Source organism: Skermanella sp., assembly GCF_059503625.1.
Genome location: NZ_JCACHA010000629.1, coordinates 13716 through 15523 on the forward strand (window position 1 = coordinate 13716; position 1808 = coordinate 15523).

Sequence of the window (1808 nt, forward strand, 5' to 3'; positions counted from 1 at the left end):
CCAGACGGCATGGACGGATGCCGCGTGGACCTGCAAGGCGGCGGCCGGCAGGGTGAGGCGATCGCCGGCGCCTTCCTTGAAGGCCCAGAACTGGTTGGTCCGGGCGGCGATCTTCGGCAGCGGGAAGGGGGCCAGCGCGGCGGCGGCCTTCGCGAAGGGTTCGATCGGCGGGATCGCCTTCACGATCGCCATGTGTCCGGCCGGGTTCCCTTGGGTGTCGGTTACCGCCACCTCCTCGCGCTCCAGGGCTTCGACCAGCACGACCGAGCGTGCCGCCGCGATGGCGCGGGTGAGGGCGCCGTCCTGGATCTGGTCGGTCGGCGTTTCCAGCGTCAGGTCGAAGGCGATCGCAGTGGCGCCGCGCTTTTTAAGTTCGGTGATCAGGTTGGCGCGCAGCGAGCGGGGCCATAGCCTGACCTGCGGCGGCAGTCCCAGCCGGCGCGCCGACTGCCGGTCGAGGCTGACGATCGCGACGCCGCCGGGCGGCGGAAGGGGGCCGCGCAGGGTGAAGAGCCAGGACAGCCCCAGCTCTTCCTCCATCATCCGGGCGACCGGAGTGAGGGCGAGCAGCATGGCGATGCCGGCTGTGACCAGCGCCAGCACGACTGCATTCTGAACGCGACCCAGGACCGGCGGCATCGGGGCCGGAGCGATCTTGACGGGTCCTATCTTCATATGCCGGAGCGGTTGCCGACTGGGGATCTAAGGACCATCGGCCGCACTGCCGGGTTCGTCCTCGATGCCGGACAGGAAACGAAGTTCCACCATGTCGTGGATCGTGACGATGCCGCCGGAAAAACCGACGACACCGTCCCGCCGCCATGACGCCAGCTGCTTGTTGACGCTTTCCCGCGTCATGCCGACGAAGGCGGCCAGTTCCTGCTGCGACAGGCGGACGTCGATCTGAACGCCGTCCGGAACAGGCTTGCCGAACCTTTCGGCCAGCCGGACCAGACAGCGGGCGAGCCGCGGCGCAAGGTCCAGGAACAGGGCGTCTTCCAACTGCTGGCTGGTCTGGCGAAGCCGCTGGCACAGTACGGTCAGCAGATGAAAGCAGGCCTGCGGACGATCGGCCAGGAAAGGCAGGAAATCGCGCCGCTCCAGCACCAGAAGCTCGCACGGCTCCATGGTCACCGCGTCGGCGGTGCGCGGTTTGGCGTCGAGCAGGGCGATTTCGCCGAACAGCTCGCCCGGCCTGATGACGTTGAGCACCAGTTCCTTGCCGTCCAGCGAGTAGGAGCGGATCTTGATGCGTCCCGAGATGACGGCCATCATGCCGTCGCCCGGATCGCCCTTATGGAAGACGACGCGGTGCGCCGGGTAGCGCACCGCCTTGGCATAGGACGCAAGCTTGTCCAGGTCGTCCCTGGGCAGATCGCGGAGGAGGAAATGGCCGGCGAGAACCGCCACTTTGTCTGGTCCTTCCGACCGAGTCATAAATCGTTGGCCCCCTGCGTGCCTGTGAGGCAGTTCACAGCATCAGGATTAAACTTGCGCTAACCATAATCCAGTCCGCCGGGCAATTCATCCCCAATTGCCGGAGCGGTATCGCTTGTTCACACATTAAGGGTGGATCATGGTTTCGCCGTCCCCTGCGCGGCAGGCCGGAGCCTTGTTGGCGATCTGGCTGACGCTGTGCCTTATGATGCTGGGCTTGTGAGCTTGGGCTTGTTAGCCGGGCGGGAGTTTGCCAGCGGCATCTGGATTGTGAAATCCGACGTAAGTTCCGGCGTCCTCCGAAAAAAGTTCGAGAGGCTGAAAAAAGCCCTGGACAGGGTTCGGGGTGCCGCCCTATATACGGCCTCCCG

2 protein-coding genes are annotated in these 1808 nt (G+C 65.5%); both read right to left on the reverse strand.

Features of this window, described 5'->3' with window-relative positions; genetic code table 11:
* Window positions 1–675: CHASE2 domain-containing protein (locus AC5JJ6_RS18485; protein WP_496043457.1), on the reverse strand; the 675-nt coding region annotated here is incomplete at its 3' end.
* Window positions 676–702: 27 nt separating this feature from the next.
* The gene (locus AC5JJ6_RS18490; protein WP_496043458.1) at window positions 703–1410 is read right to left on the reverse strand and encodes a Crp/Fnr family transcriptional regulator; all 708 of its coding nucleotides are present in this window, start codon (window positions 1408–1410) and stop codon (window positions 703–705) included.
* Window positions 1411–1808: the final 398 nt, after the last annotated feature.